The organism is Dyella sp. (assembly GCF_051954575.1).
GTDB lineage: Bacteria > Pseudomonadota > Gammaproteobacteria > Xanthomonadales > Rhodanobacteraceae > Dyella_B.
Genome location: NZ_JBQCHP010000028.1, coordinates 37,182 through 57,009 on the forward strand (window position 1 = coordinate 37,182; position 19,828 = coordinate 57,009).

The following is a 19,828-nucleotide window of genomic DNA, read 5'->3' on the forward strand; positions in this document are numbered from 1 at the left end:
TGTCAGTGGTGGTTGGCGGAGATGGAAGAGCGTGCCGCTAGCGTTTGCTCTTCAGGCCGTGCGGAGGTGGAACGAACCACGTGGAAGCTTTGCCGCTCGCGCTCGAACTGCTCGCTCAGCGAAGGTTTCGTACCGACAGGCGATGCATGCGCTGCGGCGCGATGAAGCGTGGCGTGCGAAGCATGCCCCTTGCCGAAGTCGACCACGATTTCGCGATACATCTGGTGCCCTTGCTGGTCGCGCGTGGCGACGAGCAGGCGCAGCTGATGCGGGCCGTGTGCGGGTGCGTGCCCATGCAGCTCGCCGGTTACGGCATCCACGTGCACCCAGCCCGGCAAGGCACCGCCGTCAGGCTGCGCTACCTCGACGATGCGCGCGTTGGCGCCGATCCACGGAGCAAGCGCAAGCGTGAACGCGGCTCCCGGCGGGGCCGCATGATGCACGGTAGTGACCGGTAGATTGAACGGCGCCGTGATCGGTTCGGGCGCCGTCAACGGCTGTGCACGGACTTGCGTCTCACCCAGCACGTCGCGGTGGCTACCGCCTTGCGCGCCGGGCACCGCGAATGTCGCGGTATGGAAAAGCAAAGTGGGCTCACCCAGCACGGGGTCTGCGGCCAGCGCGTTCAGCACGACCGGGTCGCTTGCCAAAACCACCTCGGCACCTGCTGTCGTGAGCACGGTGGACAGATTGGACGGTCCGGCAGGCACAAAGGTCTGGCCCTTGAAGCCGGCATTGACGGTGATCGTGCGCGTGGCAGCGGCGCTGGCTTCGGTGCCGTCATTCACCACGAAGGCAATCGTGCGACTGCCGGCTGCGGCGGTGAGCGATGTGTCCATATACGCCACCGCAGCCAATGCGGCCTGCCATTGTGCCAGCGTGGCGGTACCGCCGGCAGACGTAAGCGTCAACACGCCGGTCGACACGCTGTATGCGCCCGTGATGTCGCCCATGGTCGTGCTGTTATTGACAAACAACAGACGGTCTTCGCCGCGACGGAAGCCGGAGACGATAGATACCGTGGCGCTCGCCAGCGTGGCGTTGTCGCGATCGGAGACAGTGATACCCGGATCGATCAATACCGGCGCGGTATGGCCGACGCCGCCGAAGACAGCCGAACCGCTGGAGGTGGTGACAACCGGCGTCTGGTCGACATCCGTGACCGTCACCGTGCGTGCCGCGGCCGCACTGGTCTTGACGCCGTCATCGAGCATGAAGCTGACCGTGCGCGTGGCGTTGTTCGGCGTGACGGCCGTGTCGGTATAGGTGACGGATTTCAGCGCAGCCTGCCATTGCGCCAACGTAGCCGTGGCACCGGACGAGGTGAGCGTGAGCACGCCGGTTGCTGCGTTGTACGAAGCGGCGATATTGCCCATCGTCGCGCCATCGTTGGTGAACGCGAGCACGTCCTCGCCGCTGTGGAAATGGCCGGTAATCGCCACGGTCGCCGAGGCGAACGTGGCATTGTCGCGATCGGACAAGCTGATACCGGCATCCACCGGCACCGGTGTCGATACCGTGTTGTCGCCCGCCACGAAGGAAGCGCTGCCGCTTGACGTGGTCACGATCGGCGTCTGATCCGTATCGGTGACGGTCACCGTGCGCGTCGCCGCAATGCTGGCCTTTACGCCATCGCTGACCGTAAAGCTGATCGTGCGTGTGGCGTTGTTCGGCGTAATGGCTGTGTCGGTGTAGGTGACCGCGTCCAGCGCCGCCTGCCACTGCGCCAGCGTAGCCGTGGCGCCCGATGATGTCAGCGCGAGCACACCGGTGGTCGCGTTGTACGACGCGGCGATGTTGCCCATCGTCGCGCCATCGTTGGTGAACGCAAGCACGTCTTCGCCACTGCGGAAGTTGCCGGTAATGGCCACGGTTGCCGAGGCCAGCGTGGCGTTGTCGCGATCGGACAAGGTGATGCCGCTATCGACCACCACAGGCGTCGATACGGTGTTGTCGGCGGCCACGAACGAAGCGCTTCCAACCGAGGTCGTCACGAGCGGGGTCTGGTCGGTATCAGTGACGGTTACCGATCGTGTTCCGGCTACGCTGCTCTTCACTCCATCGCTGACCGTAAAGCTGATCGTGCGCGTGGCGCCGGCGGGTGTTATCGCGGTATCGGTATAGGTGATCGACTTCAGCGCTGCCTGCCATTGCGCCACCGTCGCCGTGGCACCCGAGGAGGTGAGCGTGAGCACGCCGGTCGCCGCGTCATAGGAGCCGGCGATGTTGCCCATCGTCGCGCCATCGTTGGTGAACGCAAGCACGTCTTCGCCGCTGTGGAAGTTGCCGGTAATGGCCACGGTTGCCGAAGCCAAGGCAGTGTTGTCGCGATCGGACAAGGCGATACCGTTGTCGATCACCACCGGCGTCGACACCGTATTGTCGCCGGCCACGAACGAGGCGCTACCGCTGGAGGTCGTCACGATCGGCGTCTGGTCGGTGTCGGCCACCGTCACCGTCCGTGCTGCCGTGTTGCTCGTATTGGCGTTGGCATCCAGCGCGGAGAAGCTGATCGTGCGCGTCGCCGTGTTGGGCGTGATGGCCGTATCCGTATAGGTGACGCTATCGAGCGCCGCCTGCCATTGCGCGAGCGTCGCCGTGCTGCCAGCGGATGCCAGCGTCAATACACCAGTCGCTGCGTTATAAGAGGCGGCAATGTTTCCATACGCGGTCGAACTCGTATTCGTGAACGAGAGCACGTCCTCGCCGGCATGGAAGTTGCCCGTGATAGCAACGGTTGCCGACGCCAAGGTCGCTGCGCCATCCGTCAGCGTCAGCCCTGCATCGATCGCCACCGGCGTCGATGCCGTGTTGTCTCCCGCCACGAACGAAGCCGAGCCAGGATCGGTCGTGATCGTCGGCGGGCCGAGCACGTCGACCGTGTCGGTTGCCGCCGCGCTGGTCTTGGTGCCGTCGCTCGTCGCGAACGAAATGGTGCGGTTGCCCGGCGTTGCGCTTGCGCCGGCCGAAAACGTCACAGCGCTCAGCGCGTGCGACCACTGCGCATCGTTCGACGTTGCGCCTGACGAGGTCAGCGTCAAGACGCCGGTCGCCGCGTTGTACGAACCGACGATGTTGCCGAAGATCGCCGAACTCGTATTGATGAACGTGAGCGTGTCGCCAGCATGGAAGCCGCTCGTAATCGAAACCGTCCCCACCGATTGCGTCGTGTTGTCCCGATCGCTGACCGAAATGCCGCCATCGATCGTCGCGGCCGACGTGCCTGCTACGTAGTTCGTCGTCCCGCCCGTCGTCGTCACGATCGGCGTTTGATCGGTGTCGGTCACCGTCACCGTGCGCGTGGCGGTATTGCTGGTGACAGCGGCCGTATCGACGGCCGCGAAACTGATCGTGCGCGTGGCGGTATTGGGCGTGACGGCTGTGTCGGTGTACGTCACCGCATCGAGCGCCGCTTGCCATTGCGCCAGTGTGGCCGTTGCGCCCGACGACGTCAGCGTCAGCACACCCGTCGCCGCGTTATACGAGGCGGCGATATTACCGTACGTCGTCGCATTCGTATTCGTAAACGCGAGCACGTCTTCGCCGCTATGGAAATTGCCGGTAATCGCGATGGTTGCCGACGCGAGCGTCGGTGCGGCGCCATCGGTGATGGTCAGCCCCGAGTCGATCGCGACCGGTGTCGACACGCTATTGTCGCCCGCTATGAACGCGGCCGAGCCCGAGTCGGTCGTGATCGTCGGCGGACCGAGCACGGCCACCGTATCCGTTGCCGCGGCGCTAGTCTTGGCGCCATCGCTCGTCGCGAACGAAATCGTGCGGTTGCCCGGCGTGGCGCTTGAGCCCGCCGAGAACGTCACCGCGCTCAATGCGTGGGACCACTGCGCATCGCTCGCAATCGCACCGGGCGAAGTCAGCGTCAATACGCCAGTTGCCGAGTTGTACGAGCCGACGATATTGCCGAACGTCGTCGAATTGGAGTTGACGAAGGTCAGCGTGTCGCCAGCGTGGAAGCCACTGGTAATCGAGACCGTCCCGACGGACTGCGTCGTGTTGTCGAGGTCACTGACCGAGACGCCTCCGTCGATGGTGGCGGCCGAGATGCCGCCGACGTAGTTTGTAGTGCCGCCCGTGGTCGCCACGATCGGGGTTTGATCGGTATCGGTGACCGTCACCGTGCGTGTAGCGGTGGCGCTGGTATTGCCGCCGCCGTCGACCGCCGTGAAGCTGATCGTGCGGGTCGCATTGTTCGGCGTGACCGCCGTGTCGGTATACGTGACCGACTGCAATGCGCTCTGCCACTGCGCAAGCGTCGCCGTCGCGCCGGAAGAGGTCAGCGTCAGTACGCCGGTGGCTGCGTTGTAGGAGCCCGCGATGTTGCCCATGGTCGAGCCATCGTTCGTGAACAACAGCAGGTCTTCGGCGCTTTGGAAACCACCCGTGATCGCGACCGTCGTCCTGCCCAGCGTGGTGGCGCTGCCGTCGGTCACCGTCAAGCCCGCATCGATCGCCACCGGCGTCGAGGCCGTGTTGTCGCCCGCGACGAACGCAGCCGAACCCGAATCGGTCGTGATGACCGGCGGCGCCGTCATATGGATCGTGTCGGCCGCTTGCGTGCTGTTCTTCGTCCCGTCGTTGACCTGGTACCAGATTGCGCGGTCGCCGTAGGTCGTGCTCGTGCTCGAGAACGTGACGGAGCTCAACGCGCTGGCCCATTGCGCATTCGTGGAGCCGCCGGCCGAAGTCAGCAGCAACACGCCCGATCCTGCGCTGTACGACGCTGCGATATCACCCATCGTTGCGCCGTCGTTCGTGAAGTTGAGCACATCGCCGCTGTGAAAGCCCGTCGTAACCGCCACCGTGGCCGACGTCTGTGTCGTGTTGTCCAGATCGCTCACCGTGACATGGCCATCGATCGTCACGCCCGATGATGCGCCGACATAGGCGGTCGTTCCCCCGGTCGTTGTAACGATCGGCGTCTGGTCGGTGTCCGTCACCGTCACGGTACGCGTAGCCGTCGCGCTCGTATTGCTAGCTCCGTCGACCGCGGTAAAGCTGATCGTGCGTGTTGTGTTGTTCGGCGTCACCGCCGTATTGGTAAAAGTCACCGATCGCAGCGCGCTCTGCCACTGCCCGAGCGTCGCCGACGCACCGGAGGATGTCAGCGTCAACACACCCGTCACCGAGTTGTACGACTGCTCGGTGATGTTGCCCATGGTCGAGCCGTCGTTCGTGAACGCCAGCACGTCTTTGCCGCTTTGTAAGCCGCCCGTGATCACGACGGTCACCTGGGAGAGCGTCGTGGCACTACCGTCGGTCACCGTCAAGCCCGCATCGATCGCCACCGGCGTCGAGGCCGTGTTGTCGCCCGCGACGAAGGCGGCCGAGCCCGAATCGGTGGTGATCGCCGGCGGCGCCGTCATGCTGACGGTGTCCGTCGCGGCCGCGCTCGTCTTGGTGCCGTCGCTGGTCGCAAACGAAATCGTGCGATTACCGTACGTCGTACTGGTGCTCGAGAACCTCACTGACGATAGCGCGCTGGCCCACTGCGTCGTATCGGCCGTCGCCCCCGCGGACGTTAGCGTCATCACGCCCGTCGCCGCGTTGTACGAACCCACGATGTTGCCCATCGTCGAACCGTCATTGGTGAACGAAAGCGTATCGCCGCTGTGGAAGCCTGCACTCACCGATGCCGTGCCCGATGCTTGCGTCGTGTTATCGAGGTCGCTGACCGAAATACCGCCGTCGATCGTCACGGCGGACGTGGCGCCGACGTAATTCGTCGTGCCGCCGGTCGTCCTCACAATCGGCGACTGGTCGGTCACCGTCACCGTTACGTCACGCGAGACCGTGCTGCTCGTGTTGCCGGCACTGTCCACCGCCATGAAGCTGACGGTGCGCGTGAGGGCGTTAGGCGTCACCGCCACGTCGGTGTATTTGACCGAATCGAGCGCGCTCTGCCATTGCGCGAGCGTGGCGGTCGAGCCGGCCGAAGTGAGCGTCAATGTACCGGTGACCATATTGAACGAGCCCGCCGCGATGTTACCCATCGTCGCGCCGTCGTTCGTGAACTGCAGGAAGTCCTCGCCGTCCGTAAAGTTGCCGGAAATGGTGACCGTGGCCGATGACAGCGTACCGGCGGCCGCATCGCTCACCGTCAAGCCTGGATCGACCGTGACCGGCGTCGACGGCGCGTTGTCGCCGGCCACGAACGCGGCCGAGCCCGCATCTGCCGTCAGTTGAAGCGGATTGACGACGTTGACCGTATCGGTCGCCGCCGTGCTCGTTTTTGTGCCGTCGTTCGTGGCGAACGAAATCGTGCGGCTACCGAACGTGGAACTCGTGCTGGAGAACGTGACGGCCGACAATGCATGCGCCCATTGCGCATCGGTCGCCGTGGCACCGGAAGACGTCAGCGACAATACGCCTGTCGCCGAATTGTACGAGCCTGCGACGTTGCCCATCGTCGAGCCGTCGTTGGTGAAATTGAGCGTATCGCCGCTGTGGAAACCCGTGCCGATCGAAACCGTGGCCGAGGATTGCGTTGTGTTGTCGCGATCGCTGACCGAAACATTGCTGTCGATGACCGTGGCCGTAGCACCATCCCGGTACGTTATGGTGCTGCCCGTCGTCGTGACGATCGGTGTCTGGTCGGTCGCTGCCACCGTTACGTTTTTTGTAACGGTATTGCTGGATGAGAGATAGGCGTCGCTCGTCAGCGCGAAGCTTACGGTACGTGTTGCTGTACTCGGCGTCACCGCCGTATCGGTGTAGGTAACCGCGCGGAAAGCGTTCTGCCATTGCGCGATCGTGGCGGTACCGCTCGCTGACGTGAGCGTCATGATGCCCGTGGAAGCGTTGTACGAGCCTGAGATGTCTCCAAATTGCGCGGCGCTGGTATTGGTGAATCCCAGCACGTCCTGGCCGCTCGCGAAGTTGCCAGTGATACTGACCGTACCCTGCTTCGCCGTGGTCGCATCACCATCGGTCAAAGTCATTCCAGTATCGATCGCGACGGGCGTGGATGCGACGTTATCGGCCTCAACGAAGGAAGTGCTTCCGCCGCTAGCCGTCAGGGCCGGTGGCGAAGAGAGATCGACGTAGGCGAAATTGTTGAGTGTTGGCGACAGGAATCCGCTATCCGTCTCAGTGAACTTCAGACTCCGGATGCTCGAGAATGCCGCATTGGCCGACAGGTTCACATGAAATACGGAGCTATTACCATTTAGCGAAGTGTCGAGCGTGATCGTGCCAACGACAGTTCCGTTGGCATCAAGCGCCTGGACATCAACCACCGACGGACTGAAGATGTCGATGTCGAAGCTCTGCACTGCCATCTTGTCACCGTTTGCCAACGCCATCGTCATCGATTTCAACGAGGTGGCTTGCACGTTGCCAAACAGCACGCCATCACCAGGGCCGGTACTTAATGGCGGCGGACCAAACTGATTAACTGTAGTGCTATCGACGGCGAACTCGGAGGGCTGATCCAGCGTATAGGTGATGCCATCGAGCGTAAACGTCGTGACGCCGGTTGCGCCGCCGGCCGTGTCGTAGCCGACCTGGCTGTCGTACGTTTCGTCGGTAACACCTAGCAACGCACCATATTGCCTTTCTGCCGCCGGTGAAAAAATCACCGCCGTATGCACGGCACCTGTGTCGTATTCCAGTGTCCAGTTGCCACCTAGCGCAGCCGTACCCGTCGCATCGATCGATGCCGCCACGTTCAGGTGTGACGCTGATGCGATCTGTTGCACCAGCGCCTTTCCGTCCGCGTTTTCGGCAACGTCGCAGCCATAGATCAGGAAATCGCCACCCGGCTTCATTGCCGCGCCGATTTGCGCAAGCTCGCCTTTGTAAGCCGAAAAATCGCCCGGCGTCAGCCACGTGGAGCCCACCTGGATGGCGCCGTTTTCACCATGAGAGACCAGATGAATCGACTCGACACCCGGATGGTGCTGAAGGTATTGCGCCATTTGCGCCAGCCCGTCGCTGCTGGAATTGAGCACGACGTAGGCCGTTCCCTGCGGCAGACCAGAAATCAATTGCTGATAGTTGGCCACGCTTGAATCAATGAAGACGACCTGGTGTGCCTGACTGTCGTTGCCGGCATCGCGGTTGGTCTGGGCGACGCTGCGCACCAACGTGTTCACACGCGACCCCGCGCTGTGGTCGCTCTCTATTGCCGCCACCTGGCTCGCGTGCTCGATCGTCGGCCTAACGACGGCCGCGTGCGCGTGGATGTCAGCATGATGCTGCGCCGCACCCGCTGCAGCCACCGATGCGTCATAGACGATGCGTGGTTCCAGCGCCATCAGCAAAGGTGCCGGCCTCACTGCGGGTGCGGTATTGCGTTTATCGCGAGCGCCAAGCCGCTTGAGAAATTCCAAGGCGATCTTCATAACGATGAATCTCCAATAGCGGCACGCCACAGAGTGCGCGCAAGCGATGCAATCGCTCGACGGAACGGTTGTTTGCTAACAGATCCAACAGACACAGGGAGGGAATGCCGGCGAGACAAGCGGGCACGGCGCGCTTCGCCGCAGCCGTGATCCGGCGCTTCCGATAAGAACTGTTGGCCGATTGACGAGGCCAGTGCTACAGGCATTGAAACACGCGGCACATCTCCCCCTGATGTCGCTGTGGTCTGTGTTGCAGCTGTGCGCAATCAGCTCGATTCGCGGTCGAACGTCATGCTATGAAATACCCCTGCTGCTCCCCTCGCCAGAGTCGACTCATCCGGCACGCCCCGTTCTGTGAATACCGTCTACCCTTCACGTATCGCAGTCCGCGGCCATGGACGAACGAATCCCGCTTAGACTACCGCGGCGCCGACCGTCTTGCGTGAAGCTTTCAAGCCGCGAAATTTACTCGACTACCCGCATCGGCACAATCAAGATTTATGCCAGCTAACGTTTTTTCCGAGCTTGCCATGCCGAAGGGGCGTGCTTGCCAATACTTGCAAAAACTTTCCAGGATCTATTTCCGCAATAAGGAGTCGGGCTCCGTGTCTGATAAGCGATAGGCGCCTCCACGCGCGGCAAGCCCACTCCGTTCTTTGCGGTGGTCAATGATGGAGGCTGCCGCCACGCTCGGCACGGACGGCAGGCATAGCCATCGAGCAACCACTGCTCCAATCGCCTAGGGACGGCTCGGGAAAACGCCCTGCAACGCAATGATGCACGTGATCCCAAGATAGGGGTTGCGCACGGAAAACGGCTGGCTGCCGCCAGTGGTACCGACCGTGATGCTGGGAGCCGTGCCGGTGGACTGCACATTGAACGGCAACAGCGTGGTGTTGGGTGCGGTTGTGGTGTATAGCTCGCCTGGGCGACCGCCAGCCAACATCGTCCCCAGCACTGTGTTGTTCGCTGGCGTTCCCGATGGCGTTCCCGTCGGTGCAGAGCAGGCAGGCACCGCAACACTCGCGCTTACCGTCAGGCCACCATTGTTCTGCGCCGTATGCGTATGCTGCGGCATCTGGTTGATCGTGAGCTGCGAGTTTTCAGCGCCGGCCTTCTCGCCCGCTACTACCGGACTGAGCCCCAAGCCATTGCCCGTGCCGACCGGCGAGCGCCCCTGCAGATCGGGCAAGGCGAAGGTGCTGACCCCGTTGCCGCCATAGGTCGTGCCGAGCAAGGCAAACAACGCCTGGTTCTGGCTGATCGCCATCAGGCTGCCGGCGCACAAGGCCCAGCCGGTCGGTGCAAAGGTGAAGCCAACCATACGGATTTCGCCAATATACGGATCACTCATGATGTTCCCCTGTTGGACTGTGAAGGTTCGATGGGTTGCGTCGACGTCCGGCACGACCATCCTGCGTCGGGCTAGACGGCGTCTCTGGAACGCTGGTAATGCATGACTGCAGTAAGGTTGGCCCGGCCATCGGCACTGGGCTGGGTCGGCGTGGCAAGCAGGTCCCAGGACATGCCGTCGGGCGCCGTGATGCGATAGGTATCCTGCGGAAGCCAGACACCCATGGGCAGTTCGAAGGTGGCGGAGTAGCTCACATACGTTGCATCCATGGCGATGCCGGCTGGTGCAGCAGCCAGACGCACTTCGACACGGCGGCCGTCGGCTATTTCCAGCACAAAAAGCCGATGTAGCGATGCGATGAGCGCTTCATGAGTTGGCACAGCTTGCATGTGTCCCCCTTGCGGCGTCTGCGGCCATGCGCAAACGTCGACTACTGAACGTGGCTGTTTAAACCTTTTATGGACGCCTGCGCCTCTTCATCGTCAAAAGGCATGACGTCTCGACGCATCAATTCGTAGATACCGTTTTCGCCGGTCGGCACGAATCCCAGCGTGCGATACAGCGTGCGGACCGGATTGCTGAATTCCACATACAGCTGTATCGGCATGCGCTTGCTGGCCGCTCTGGCCACGATCGCCCTCATCAAGCGCGTGCCGATGCCGGCGCCGCGGTAAGCCGGCAGGAGCGCGATGTCGATCACCCGCACTACGTCACCGCTCCAATCGTGATAAAGCCGGCCCACGCTTCGCCCACCCTGCATGATGATGTCGAAACGGCCATGCGGGTAATGCCGACGGTAGTAATCGTGCTGAGTCAGGAACTGGCTGGCAAGCAAGGACTCGATCTGTTCGACCGGCAAGCCTGTGCTCAGGAATTCCTGTATGCGCGTGGATGAAAAGACGTCACGAAGGAAATCCATGTCCACGTCTATGGCAGCGCGGAGCGCGATGTCTTCATGCGATGCGCAAACGCTGCCATCCACCGATGAGCTTTCGGCGGACGGTTTCAACTCGGTATCACGGCCATCCATCCCCATGGAAAACCAACCTGTCCCCTGTCCCTTGCGGCCTGGAATCTACCCGGCCGATTGTTAAGGTTAGATCAAAGTGCGCCGCACATACCTGACCCGAAAAGCGGCACAGAAACGAAAGGCATTGCGATGTGCCATCGCACAACACGATTTACACGAGAAAATCGATCTATCCGCCGACAACCACTGCAATGCACCACGAACTGGCCTGTTCGCTTGTCGCATGGCCCACCCTCAGCAGATCGTGGGGCTTGTACCCCAATATCAGGTGGACATCCACGAATCGTTGGGACGGTAAGGAATAGATCAGCGCATTCTTAAAGAGGTTCGCCGTCAGTCGGCAGGGCCCGTGCAGGCCGCGTAGCGCTTGCCGTCAATATCCAGCGCCGGCTCTCCATCCTGCATCACCTTGCCGGCGAAATGCTGGGCCGAATCCAGCTCGATACGCGCGGTGCCCTTGTGCGGGCCGCAGCTCAGCTGCCATGCCAATGCCGTACTCGTGCGATGTTCGCCGCCACGTTGGCACGCCGTTTCGGGCTGCATGGTGTCGGCAAATGTGGTCCACGGATCTGCACCGTCATAGAAGCATTTCCACTTCACCTGATCCTGCGCATGGCCATCCTTGAGCGTGTGCAGGGTGATCTTCCACAAACCCGGCATGGCCTGGAAATCGGCCGGATCGGCGTGCGCACCGGTGCTGATTGCACCGGATGCACCGATCAGCATCAGCGCGGCAATGGGGTTGGACCAGCGGTGCAGGTGGCTTGCGGAGCGTGCGAACAAGGTCATCGTGACGATCTGCGATAGAGAAAAAACAGCATACCCCACCTGCCGAAACAGGCAGGGTATGCAGCGGGGTTTACTCAGTTTTTCGCCGAGGCGACGTTGGCATCGTCATCCCAGTGGCGGTGGAAATCGAACATGTCCATCAAGTCGCCGATGGCCGGTGGGTTGACCGGCACATACGGGTTGTTGGGCAGTGCGATCGGGTTCGGCAGGTTGTCGCGGCTGCGGTGGGAGATGGTTTCGTCCAGGTCCCAGTTCGCTTCCACGAATTTGTCGAAGGAGACGTGATCGCCATACGTGTGCACCACGCGGCCGCCGGTGGAGTATTTCGACACCACGATCAACGGGATGCGCGTGCCGTCGCCGAAGAAGTCGATCGGCTGCACATAACCGGAGTCGTAATAGCCGCCGCCTTCATCGAAGGTGATCATGATGGCGGTGTTGTCCCACAGCTTTGGATTGGCCTTCACCATCTCGACGATCTTCTGCGCATAGCCTTCGAACAGTTGCAGCTTGCTCGAGGCCGGATGGCCATCCAGCAATGCGTCCGGCTTGGCGATCGATACCGCCGGCAGCGTGCCGTTCTGGATGTCGCTGTAGAGGTTGTTGAGATCCTGGTTGCGCGCGCGCAGCGCCGGGTTGGTCATCACCTGCGTGGAGTACAGGAAGGGGTCGCAGATGTTGCAGAAGGTGCCGGCTTCACCGTCTTCCTTGCCGCCGTCCCAACCTTCGCCGTAGTACTTCCAGCTCACATGGTGACGTGCGAGCAGCAGCGCCAGGTTTTGCTGGTTGGTGGGTGGAATGGTGAACTGGTCGGCGCCCAGCGGCGCAGGCGTGCCGTCGCCCAGGTAGCCTGGGTTGTAGTTGTTGACCAGGTAATACGCACCCTTCTTGCAGTCGCCGTGCTTGAACGCGTGGTACGGCAGGCTCTTGAGATACTTGCGTACCGCTGCCACGCCGGGCTGGCCTTCATCGGCGCAGTTCACGTAGGAACCGCCGCCGTAACCATCCTGCACCCACCAGTTGTTGGTGCCCGGTTGCGAGTTCGGGTTTTCGATCTGGTTGGAAGGCGGTGTGGCGGGCTCGCCGTTCGCATCGGCGTAGTACACCAGGTCGCCGAAGCCCAGCATGATGTGGTTGGCGCCGGTGCCGCCCATCACCGACTGGTGGAAGTTGTCGCTCAGCGCGTATTTCTCGGCCAGTTCCTTGAAGTACGAGGCGTCGCCCTTGGCCATGTTGAGGAAGGTCATGGCGGTGGAACCTTCATGCGTGCTCTGGTCATTGAAGTTGGCCGGTTGCGGCTTGCCGTTGTTGCCGGCGCCCAGGGTCACTTCCACCCACGGGAACAGGTCGGCGCGGCAGCCGCTGGGGTTCTTCCAGGTTGCATGGCTGACGTCGCAATCGAGCTGCTGCCACATCTGGAAGAAGCGATGCACGGGGCTGTTGGCGTAGTCGTTGTAGCTGATCGATGCGTGCATATCGACCGGCGCATTCGGCAGCGTAGTAGGGAAGCGCGTATCGACTACGTCGTTCGGCAAACCCGTACCGCCTTCGGCCAGTTCCACATAAGCGCTCGAGGGCAATCCCGGTTCGATGGCTGCGGCCTGCGCGGCTGAGGCAAGGTAAGGCTGCGTCGGTGCGCCACCGGTATTGATCGAGGGGAGGTTGGAGTAAGGGCTGGTGCGCGGCGGCGCGAGCTGGAAATCACCGGTCTGGCTCGCCTGCCACTGCTGCGCCTTGGCCACCTTCGGGCCGGGCGTGCCATCGGCATTGACGATGCCTTCGGAGAGCAGATTCTCGACGGTCTGCCCATGCGGCGGTGTGTAGGTGGCGAACACGTGATCGAAGGTACGGTTTTCACCGATCAACAAAATCACGTGCTTGATCGGCGTGCGGGTACGGTTGCTCGCGTCTTCGCCGGCATTGGGGTTGTAGAGCGTGACAGCACCGCCGGGCTCGCCGCGCACCGGCTTGGCGGCCGTGGCCGGCACGTTCTTGCGGAACTGCGCATCATTGGGAGCATTCGTGGTTTGCGCGTTTGCCAGCCCGACAAGGCTGGTAACGAGCACGCCGAGTACAAACGGTTTCAACCGGGTACGGCCAAACTGACTGGGCATAACGGGTGTCTCCTGCTGGCATGTTGCCAAAGCCTGCAATCGAGTAATCCCCCTGATTACGGCCTGCGTCCCCACAGACCGCACGAAAGTCTGCGCCGGCTATGTGACGCGACGTTGGCAGGCGCGCGACATTGCGTCAGCGCGCGATGACAGTGCTGCGACAAACGTGCTTTTGTGCGAAGCGCATTGACGCGACGTTTACGAATGCGCCGGCAACAGCTCGAAAGGACGCATCATCTCGTTGTCTTCGTGCTCAAGCAGATGGCAATGCCACACATAGCGACCCGGCTCGCCTTCGAAGCGCATGGCGATGCGCGTGACCATGCCCGGGTCGGCGCGCACCGTATCTTTCCAACCAAGTTCTTGCGATTCGGGCGCTATCGCCGGCCCGGTGAACACCAGCTTGCGATGCGCGTTCCATGCGAACAGGTCGAACGGCCGGCGATCGATGATCTGGAAGCGCACCAGGTGCAGATGGATCGGATGCGCGTCGCCAGTGAGATTGACGAAGCTCCACGTCTCCACGCTGTTCTGCCGCGGCTTTTCCGTGACCGGATCGGACCAGCGTTTGCCGTCGAGCAGCATGGTCATGGCATTGCCGTTGGCATCATCCGTTTCGTTCAAGGTGAGGATGCGGTTTTGTACTGCCTTCGCCGGATCGATGCGCGGCACCGCGCGCAAGCTTGCCGGTAGCGACGAGGTATCACGGCCACCGTGCTCACGCACACGAAATTCCAGAATGCCTTCGGCTTGATGGCGCAGTTGTATCGATTGGCCGGCCAAGCCCGCAAAGTCGATCACCACGTCGGCGCGCTCGGCGGGATACAGTTCAATGCGCGTGCGTGGCAGCGGCGCGGGCAACAAGCCCTGGTCGCTGGCGATCTGCTGCAGCGGTTGATCGCGCGAGAGCGAAAGATCGAAGAAGCGCGTGTTGGCGGTATTGATCAGGCGGAAACGATAGCGGCGCGGCTCCACCTCGAAATACGGATAGATCTTGCCGTTGCACAGCACGAGATTGCCGTTGCATTGCATGACCCATGGCGCGGCGGGATCTTCCGACACCGGGTAATAGAGCTGGCCGTCCTGCGCCACCAGGCGATCGCACAGCATCAACGGAATGTCGTAGTCGCCGGTGGGCAGGTTGAGCCCCTGTTCGTCGTCATCGCGCACGAGGTACGTGCCGAACAGACCGGCGTAGATGTTCAGCCGCGTGATACCCATGGCGTGATCGTGGTACCACAGCGTGGCGGCATCCTGTCCGTTGGGATAGTGGTACAGCGCCGAATGGCCTGGCGGATACCAGTCTTCCGGAAAACCGTCGGACGTGGCCGGCGCACGCGCGCCATGCACATGCGTGACCGTGCGCACTTCCGGCTTGTCGTGTTCCGCGCCGTGGATGGTGTGATCGATGGGCAGGAAATGCTTCGATGGCAGGCCGTTGATCCATTCGACCAACAGTGGTTCGCCGCGCCGCGCTTCGATGGTCGGGCCGGGAAACTGGCCCTCGTAGCCCCACATCGGTGTCGCCGGTAGATCGCGGTGCAGGCGTACCTTGCACGCGCGCATCGTCATGCGATAGCACGGCAATGTGCGGCCTGGATACATCGGATGCGTGCGCGTGACGGATGCGCGCGCCAGCGCCGGCACGGGGAGCGGATCGACAAAGCGCGCCAGCGAGCTCGGGTTGACCAGCGCCACCTTGGGTGCCGCGAGCATGGCCGCACTGGTTCGCGCGGGCATCGCCATCGGCATGGATGCGCGTGCCTGAGGCCAGGCATCGGCGAGTGTATACACGCCGACGAGCGCGCCGGCGCTGCGGAGAAAATCACGCCGCGTGAGGGCCATTCGCTGGAGAACTCAATCGCTGAATCGTCCAGCCACCCTAAGCGCCGCAAATGACAAAACCATGGCAGCGCTTTCAGTGAGCGTTCGCAGCCGCATCGACGCGCCGCCATACCGAAATCGGCACATCGCCGTTCGGGCGCGGCGGCACGCGATAGCTCAGCACGTCGCCCTTCAACTCATATTGCCGGTGTTGTTGCTGGCCTTCCCAATTGGGAAACGAGGCGCCTTCGATACGGAAGACCAGTTCGTTGCGCGCCGAGTCCACGCTGACGGTGCCGAAGTGCGTGCTGGAGCCCATCACGGCGGCCTTGTATTCGGCATCGCTGCCCTTGGCCTTGTCGCCGCCGCTGAAACGTGGTCGATCGGCGCTGAAAATCTGCAAGGAGTAATGCCCTTGCTTGTCGATCAGCAGCAGGCCTTTTGGCGTGGCGCCGAAATCGGAGGTACGTGAGCCGTCCGAGTGCAATACGTCCGCCGCCGCCAGCGTCCAGGTTCCGGCGAGCGTCGGCGGCATCACGGGTGGCATGGCCAGCGCAGCCGAGGCCGGCAGGATCAGGTTGCCCAGTAGTGTTCCGAGCAGCATGGACCAGGTCGATCGTTTCATTGTGGTGTTCTCCGATGCGTCATGCGGCAAAGGCTAGCGGCGATCGGTCATGTGATATACCTATCCCATCCGCTTTCAATGATTCGAATTCCACATGACTGATTCCACCCGGATGCTGGACATGGAAGCGGTGCGCGCCTTCGTTTGGATCGCGCAGATGCGCAGCTTCACTCGCGCCGCCGAAGCCTTGCACAGCACGCAATCCGCGCTCAGCCTGAAACTGAAGAAGCTGGAAGAGCACCTGGGTCGCCGCCTGCTCGAACGCACGCCTAGGCAAGTGCGGCTTTCCGCCGAAGGCGCGGTTTTTCTGGATGCCGCGCGCGCACTCGTCGACGCCCACGAACAGGCTATCGGCACGCTGCACACGCCGCAGCGCCGACTGGTCATCGGCCTGAGCCACCAGATCGCAGGCATGCAGTTGCCGGCGGTGTTGCGCCATATGCACAGCCAGCAGCCGCAGATCCAGTTCGAATTGCGCGTGGCCGGCTCGCGCGAATTGTTGAGCTCGCTCGACGCCGGCACGCTGGATGCTGCGCTGATCATCCAGTTCGATGACATCCGCCGGCGCGGCGAGAAACTTTTTGCCGAACCCTATGGCTGGGTCGCCTCCATCGATGCGGCCAACCGCATCCGCGAACCGATTCCGCTGGCCACGCAAGGCGAGCATTGCAGCATTCGCAACCAGGCCGTGCGCCTGCTCGATCGCGCCGGCATAAGCTGGAACGAAGTCTACGTAGGCCAGGGCGCCGCGGCACTTGGCGCCGCCGCCGCGGCAGGCCTCGCAGTGGCCGTATTGGCGCGCGCCGCCACGCCGCAGGGAACCATGGACGTCGGGCCGATGCTCAAGCTGCCCGCGCTGCCCGTGCCCAACGTGTTTCTGTATTCGAACCTGACGGACAGCGGCTCGCGCAGCGTGTTGCGCACGTTGGCGAAGGCGTTCAAGAGCGCGGGGTGATCGAGAGTTCCACCGATTGCACGGCAACCGGAAGCGCCGTGCCCTGTAAGAACGGCGCGGCCGGCGTCAGCTCGACCTGCATGGCGTAAAGTCAAGCAGATAAGATAACGGTGGCCGTCGATCCAATCGGCGCATTGACCAGAATCTGCTTTCCACGGGACAAAACATAGGTAGGGGTGCAAACCCCAACACAATCGCGACGATGGCGAGACGATGTTGGGGTTCGCACCCCAACCTACGAAAACGGGCGCCGCGGCGCCCGTTTTCTTCCACATTCAAATGCAAGCGCAATCAGATCGCGTAGTACATCTGGAATTCCAGCGGATGCGTGCTGGCGCGGTAACGCGTCACTTCCTGCATCTTCAGTTCGATGTAGGCATCGATGAAGTCGTCGGTGAATACGCCGCCGGCCTTGAGGAAGTCGCGATCCTTGTCCAGCGCTTCCAGCGCGCCGTCGAGGCTGGAGCATACCTGCGGGATGTTCTTCTCTTCTTCCGGCGGCAGGTCGTAGAGATCCTTGTCGGCCGGCGCGCCCGGGTCGATCTTGTTCAAGATGCCGTCCAGGCCCGCCATCATCAGTGCGGTGAAGGTGAGGTAGCCGGACTGGATCGGGTCGGGGAAGCGCACTTCGATGCGGCGGCCCTTCGGGTTGGAGACGAACGGAATGCGGCAGCTCGCCGAACGGTTGCGCGCCGAATAGGCCAGCATCACCGGCGCTTCGAAGCCCGGCACCAGGCGCTTGTAGCTGTTGGTGGTGGAGTTGGCGAAGGCATTGATCGCCTTGGCGTGCTTGAAGATGCCGCCGATGTACCACAGCGCGAGCTGCGACAGGCCGCCGTACAGGTCACCGGAGAACAGGTTCTTGCCGTCCTTCGATAGCGACTGGTGCACGTGCATGCCGCTGCCGTTGTCGCCAACGATCGGCTTGGGCATGAAGGTGACGGTCTTGCCGTTCTGGTGCGCCACGTTCTTGATTACGTACTTCAGCGTGAGCAGTTCGTCGGCCTTGGTGACCAGCGTGTTGAACTTCACACCGATCTCGCACTGGCCGGCATTGGCCACTTCGTGATGATGCACTTCCACCACCTGGCCGAGCGATTCGAGCACTTTGCACATGTCGGCGCGCAGGTCGCCCAGGGAATCGACCGGGCTCACGGGGAAGTAGCCGCCCTTCACGCCCGGACGATGGCCGCTGTTGCCTTCGTCGTACTTGAAGCGCGAGCTCCATGCCGCTTCCTGCGATTCGATTTCGTAGAACACGCGACCCATGTCGTTCTGCCAGCGCACGGAATCGAAGATGAAGAATTCCGGCTCCGGACCGAAGAAGGCGGTGTCGGCGATGCCGGTGGACTTCAGGAACGCTTCGGCGCGCTTGGCGATGGAGCGCGGGTCGCGGCCGTAGGCCTGCATGGTGCTGGGTTCGAGCACGTCGCAATGCAGGACCAGCTGGGTGTGCGCGCTGAACGGATCGAGGTAAGCGGTCGCCGGATCAGGCAGCAGCACCATGTCCGATTCGTTGATGCCCTTCCAGCCGGAAATCGACGAACCGTCGAACATCTTGCCGTCTTCGAAAGTGGATTCGTCGATGGCGTGGGCCGGGAACGTGACGTGGTGATGCTTGCCGAGCATGTCGGCGAAACGCAGGTCGACGAACTCGACCTCTTTTTCCTGGATCAGGTCGAGCACTTTCTTGGCGGACATGTAAACCTCGATGAGTACGTGAAAGGGGGTCGCGCGTGTTCTAGAGGCAAACACCGTACCAACTCTAAAACACTTTGCGGTTCAAAAGATTACCTGAAAAGCGGCCAGCCGCACGAACCGCCTTTGCACCATATGCGTGCAAATTTGCACGCACGTGGTGCAGCGGACGGGCTCGGCTTAACCCGCCAGGAAGCAATAACTAAGCCTTAAGCTATACCGTTTTTCACACCGGCCAAGCCAAGCTGTTCCGCCGCCCGTCCCAATGGAGTTTCCTGCGTGCCTGACCTCGTCCATGTAGTCCTGCTCGGCGTCATCGAGGGTATTACCGAATTCCTGCCGATCTCCAGTACCGGACATCTGCTGATTGCTGAAAGCCTGGGGCTAGGCGCCCGTTCCGACCTCTTCAACGTGGGCATCCAGGCGGGCGCGATTCTCGCCATCACCCTGATTTACTGGAAGCGCATCTGGGAACTCCTTACGCAGTGGCAGGTGCCGGCCAACCGCGCCTACCTGCTCAAGCTGCTGGTGGCGTTCCTGATTACCTGCGTGCTGGGTTTCGTGGTGACGCACTACGGCTTCAAGCTGCCGGAAACGATAACGCCGATCGCGTGGGCCTTGCTGATCGGCGGCTTCTGGATCCTCGGCGCCGAAGCGATCGCCGCGCGCCAGGTGGACCGCACCGAAGTGACCTGGCGCGTGGCGATCCTGGTCGGCATTGCGCAGATCGTGGCCGGCGTGTTTCCCGGCACATCGCGTTCGGGCGCAACGATTTTCACCGCGATGCTCGCGGGCACCAGCAATCGTCCAGCAGCGACGGAGTTTTCGTTCCTCGTGGGCATTCCGACCATGTATGCCGCGACCGGCTACGAGCTTTTGAAGGTGCTCAAGAACGGCGGCGCCGCGCATGAAGACTGGGGCGCGCTGCTGGTTGGCTTCGCGGTGTCGGGCGTGGTGGCGTTTGCCGCGGTGAAATGGTTGCTGGGCTACATCCGCACGCATCGCTTTACCTGGTTTGCGTGGTATCGCATCGCGCTGGGTGTGGCGTTGTTGTTGCTGATGCCTGCGGGCGCCTGACG

General features: G+C 62.2%; 11 protein-coding genes. 2 read left to right on the forward strand and 9 right to left on the reverse strand.

Annotation, left to right across the window (positions count from 1 at the left end; translation table 11 throughout):
- Positions 1 to 2: 2 nt before the first annotated feature.
- The 8 genes from ACTHNE_RS03500 to ACTHNE_RS03535 form a co-directional block, all read right to left on the reverse strand.
- Positions 3 to 8,360 (reverse strand): DUF4347 domain-containing protein, encoded by an 8,358-nt coding sequence (locus ACTHNE_RS03500; RefSeq protein WP_440268575.1) that lies wholly within the window; start codon positions 8,358 to 8,360, stop codon positions 3 to 5.
- Positions 8,361 to 9,099: 739 nt separating this feature from the next.
- Positions 9,100 to 9,714 (reverse strand): phage tail protein, encoded by a 615-nt coding sequence (locus tag ACTHNE_RS03505; RefSeq protein ID WP_324947116.1) that lies wholly within the window; start codon positions 9,712 to 9,714, stop codon positions 9,100 to 9,102.
- Positions 9,715 to 9,785: 71 nt separating this feature from the next.
- Positions 9,786 to 10,103, reverse strand: coding sequence for a DUF6916 family protein (locus ACTHNE_RS03510; protein WP_324947114.1), 318 nt, complete (start codon positions 10,101 to 10,103; stop codon positions 9,786 to 9,788).
- A 41-nt stretch (positions 10,104 to 10,144) separates the two neighbouring features.
- Positions 10,145 to 10,633: a GNAT family N-acetyltransferase gene (locus tag ACTHNE_RS03515; RefSeq protein ID WP_440268576.1), complete on the reverse strand. Its 489-nt coding sequence runs from the start codon at positions 10,631 to 10,633 to the stop codon at positions 10,145 to 10,147.
- A gap of 444 nt (positions 10,634 to 11,077) precedes the next feature.
- Complete coding sequence (locus tag ACTHNE_RS03520) at positions 11,078 to 11,527, reverse strand: hypothetical protein (protein ID WP_440268577.1); 450 nt, start codon at positions 11,525 to 11,527, stop codon at positions 11,078 to 11,080.
- Between the two features lie 80 nt (positions 11,528 to 11,607).
- Complete coding sequence (locus ACTHNE_RS03525) at positions 11,608 to 13,647, reverse strand: alkaline phosphatase family protein (RefSeq protein WP_324947108.1); 2,040 nt, start codon at positions 13,645 to 13,647, stop codon at positions 11,608 to 11,610.
- 198 nt (positions 13,648 to 13,845) lie between these two features.
- The gene (locus ACTHNE_RS03530) at positions 13,846 to 15,492 is read right to left on the reverse strand and encodes a multicopper oxidase family protein (RefSeq protein ID WP_440268578.1); all 1,647 of its coding nucleotides are present in this window, start codon (positions 15,490 to 15,492) and stop codon (positions 13,846 to 13,848) included.
- Between the two features lie 73 nt (positions 15,493 to 15,565).
- On the reverse strand, positions 15,566 to 16,096 hold the full coding sequence (locus ACTHNE_RS03535) for a lipocalin-like domain-containing protein (protein ID WP_440268579.1): 531 nt from the start codon (positions 16,094 to 16,096) through the stop codon (positions 15,566 to 15,568).
- A 94-nt stretch (positions 16,097 to 16,190) separates the two neighbouring features.
- Between ACTHNE_RS03535 and ACTHNE_RS03540 the strand changes: the two genes are divergently transcribed.
- Positions 16,191 to 17,051, forward strand: coding sequence for a LysR family transcriptional regulator (locus ACTHNE_RS03540; protein WP_324947101.1), 861 nt, complete (start codon positions 16,191 to 16,193; stop codon positions 17,049 to 17,051).
- A 291-nt stretch (positions 17,052 to 17,342) separates the two neighbouring features.
- Here ACTHNE_RS03540 and glnA read toward each other — a convergent pair whose 3' ends face one another.
- Positions 17,343 to 18,752 (reverse strand): type I glutamate--ammonia ligase, encoded by a 1,410-nt coding sequence (glnA, locus tag ACTHNE_RS03545; protein ID WP_324947099.1) that lies wholly within the window; start codon positions 18,750 to 18,752, stop codon positions 17,343 to 17,345.
- Positions 18,753 to 19,028: 276 nt separating this feature from the next.
- Between glnA and ACTHNE_RS03550 the strand changes: the two genes are divergently transcribed.
- Complete coding sequence (locus ACTHNE_RS03550; protein WP_440268581.1) at positions 19,029 to 19,826, forward strand: undecaprenyl-diphosphate phosphatase; 798 nt, start codon at positions 19,029 to 19,031, stop codon at positions 19,824 to 19,826.
- Positions 19,827 to 19,828 lie beyond the last annotated feature (2 nt).

Bases quoted from the DNA above. Each gene is read 5' to 3' on its own strand.
- ACTHNE_RS03540 (WP_324947101.1), top strand. From the start codon at position 16,191: ATGACTGATTCCACCCGGATGCTGGACATGGAAGCGGTGCGCGCCTTC.
- ACTHNE_RS03500 (WP_440268575.1), bottom strand. From the start codon at position 8,360: ATGAAGATCGCCTTGGAATTTCTCAAGCGGCTTGGCGCTCGCGATAAA.
- ACTHNE_RS03515 (WP_440268576.1), bottom strand. From the start codon at position 10,633: ATGGATTTCCTTCGTGACGTCTTTTCATCCACGCGCATACAGGAATTC.
- ACTHNE_RS03505 (WP_324947116.1), bottom strand. From the start codon at position 9,714: ATGAGTGATCCGTATATTGGCGAAATCCGTATGGTTGGCTTCACCTTT.
- ACTHNE_RS03525 (WP_324947108.1), bottom strand. From the start codon at position 13,647: ATGCCCAGTCAGTTTGGCCGTACCCGGTTGAAACCGTTTGTACTCGGC.
- glnA (WP_324947099.1), bottom strand. From the start codon at position 18,752: ATGTCCGCCAAGAAAGTGCTCGACCTGATCCAGGAAAAAGAGGTCGAG.
- ACTHNE_RS03535 (WP_440268579.1), bottom strand. From the start codon at position 16,096: ATGAAACGATCGACCTGGTCCATGCTGCTCGGAACACTACTGGGCAAC.
- ACTHNE_RS03510 (WP_324947114.1), bottom strand. From the start codon at position 10,103: ATGCAAGCTGTGCCAACTCATGAAGCGCTCATCGCATCGCTACATCGG.
- ACTHNE_RS03530 (WP_440268578.1), bottom strand. From the start codon at position 15,492: ATGGCCCTCACGCGGCGTGATTTTCTCCGCAGCGCCGGCGCGCTCGTC.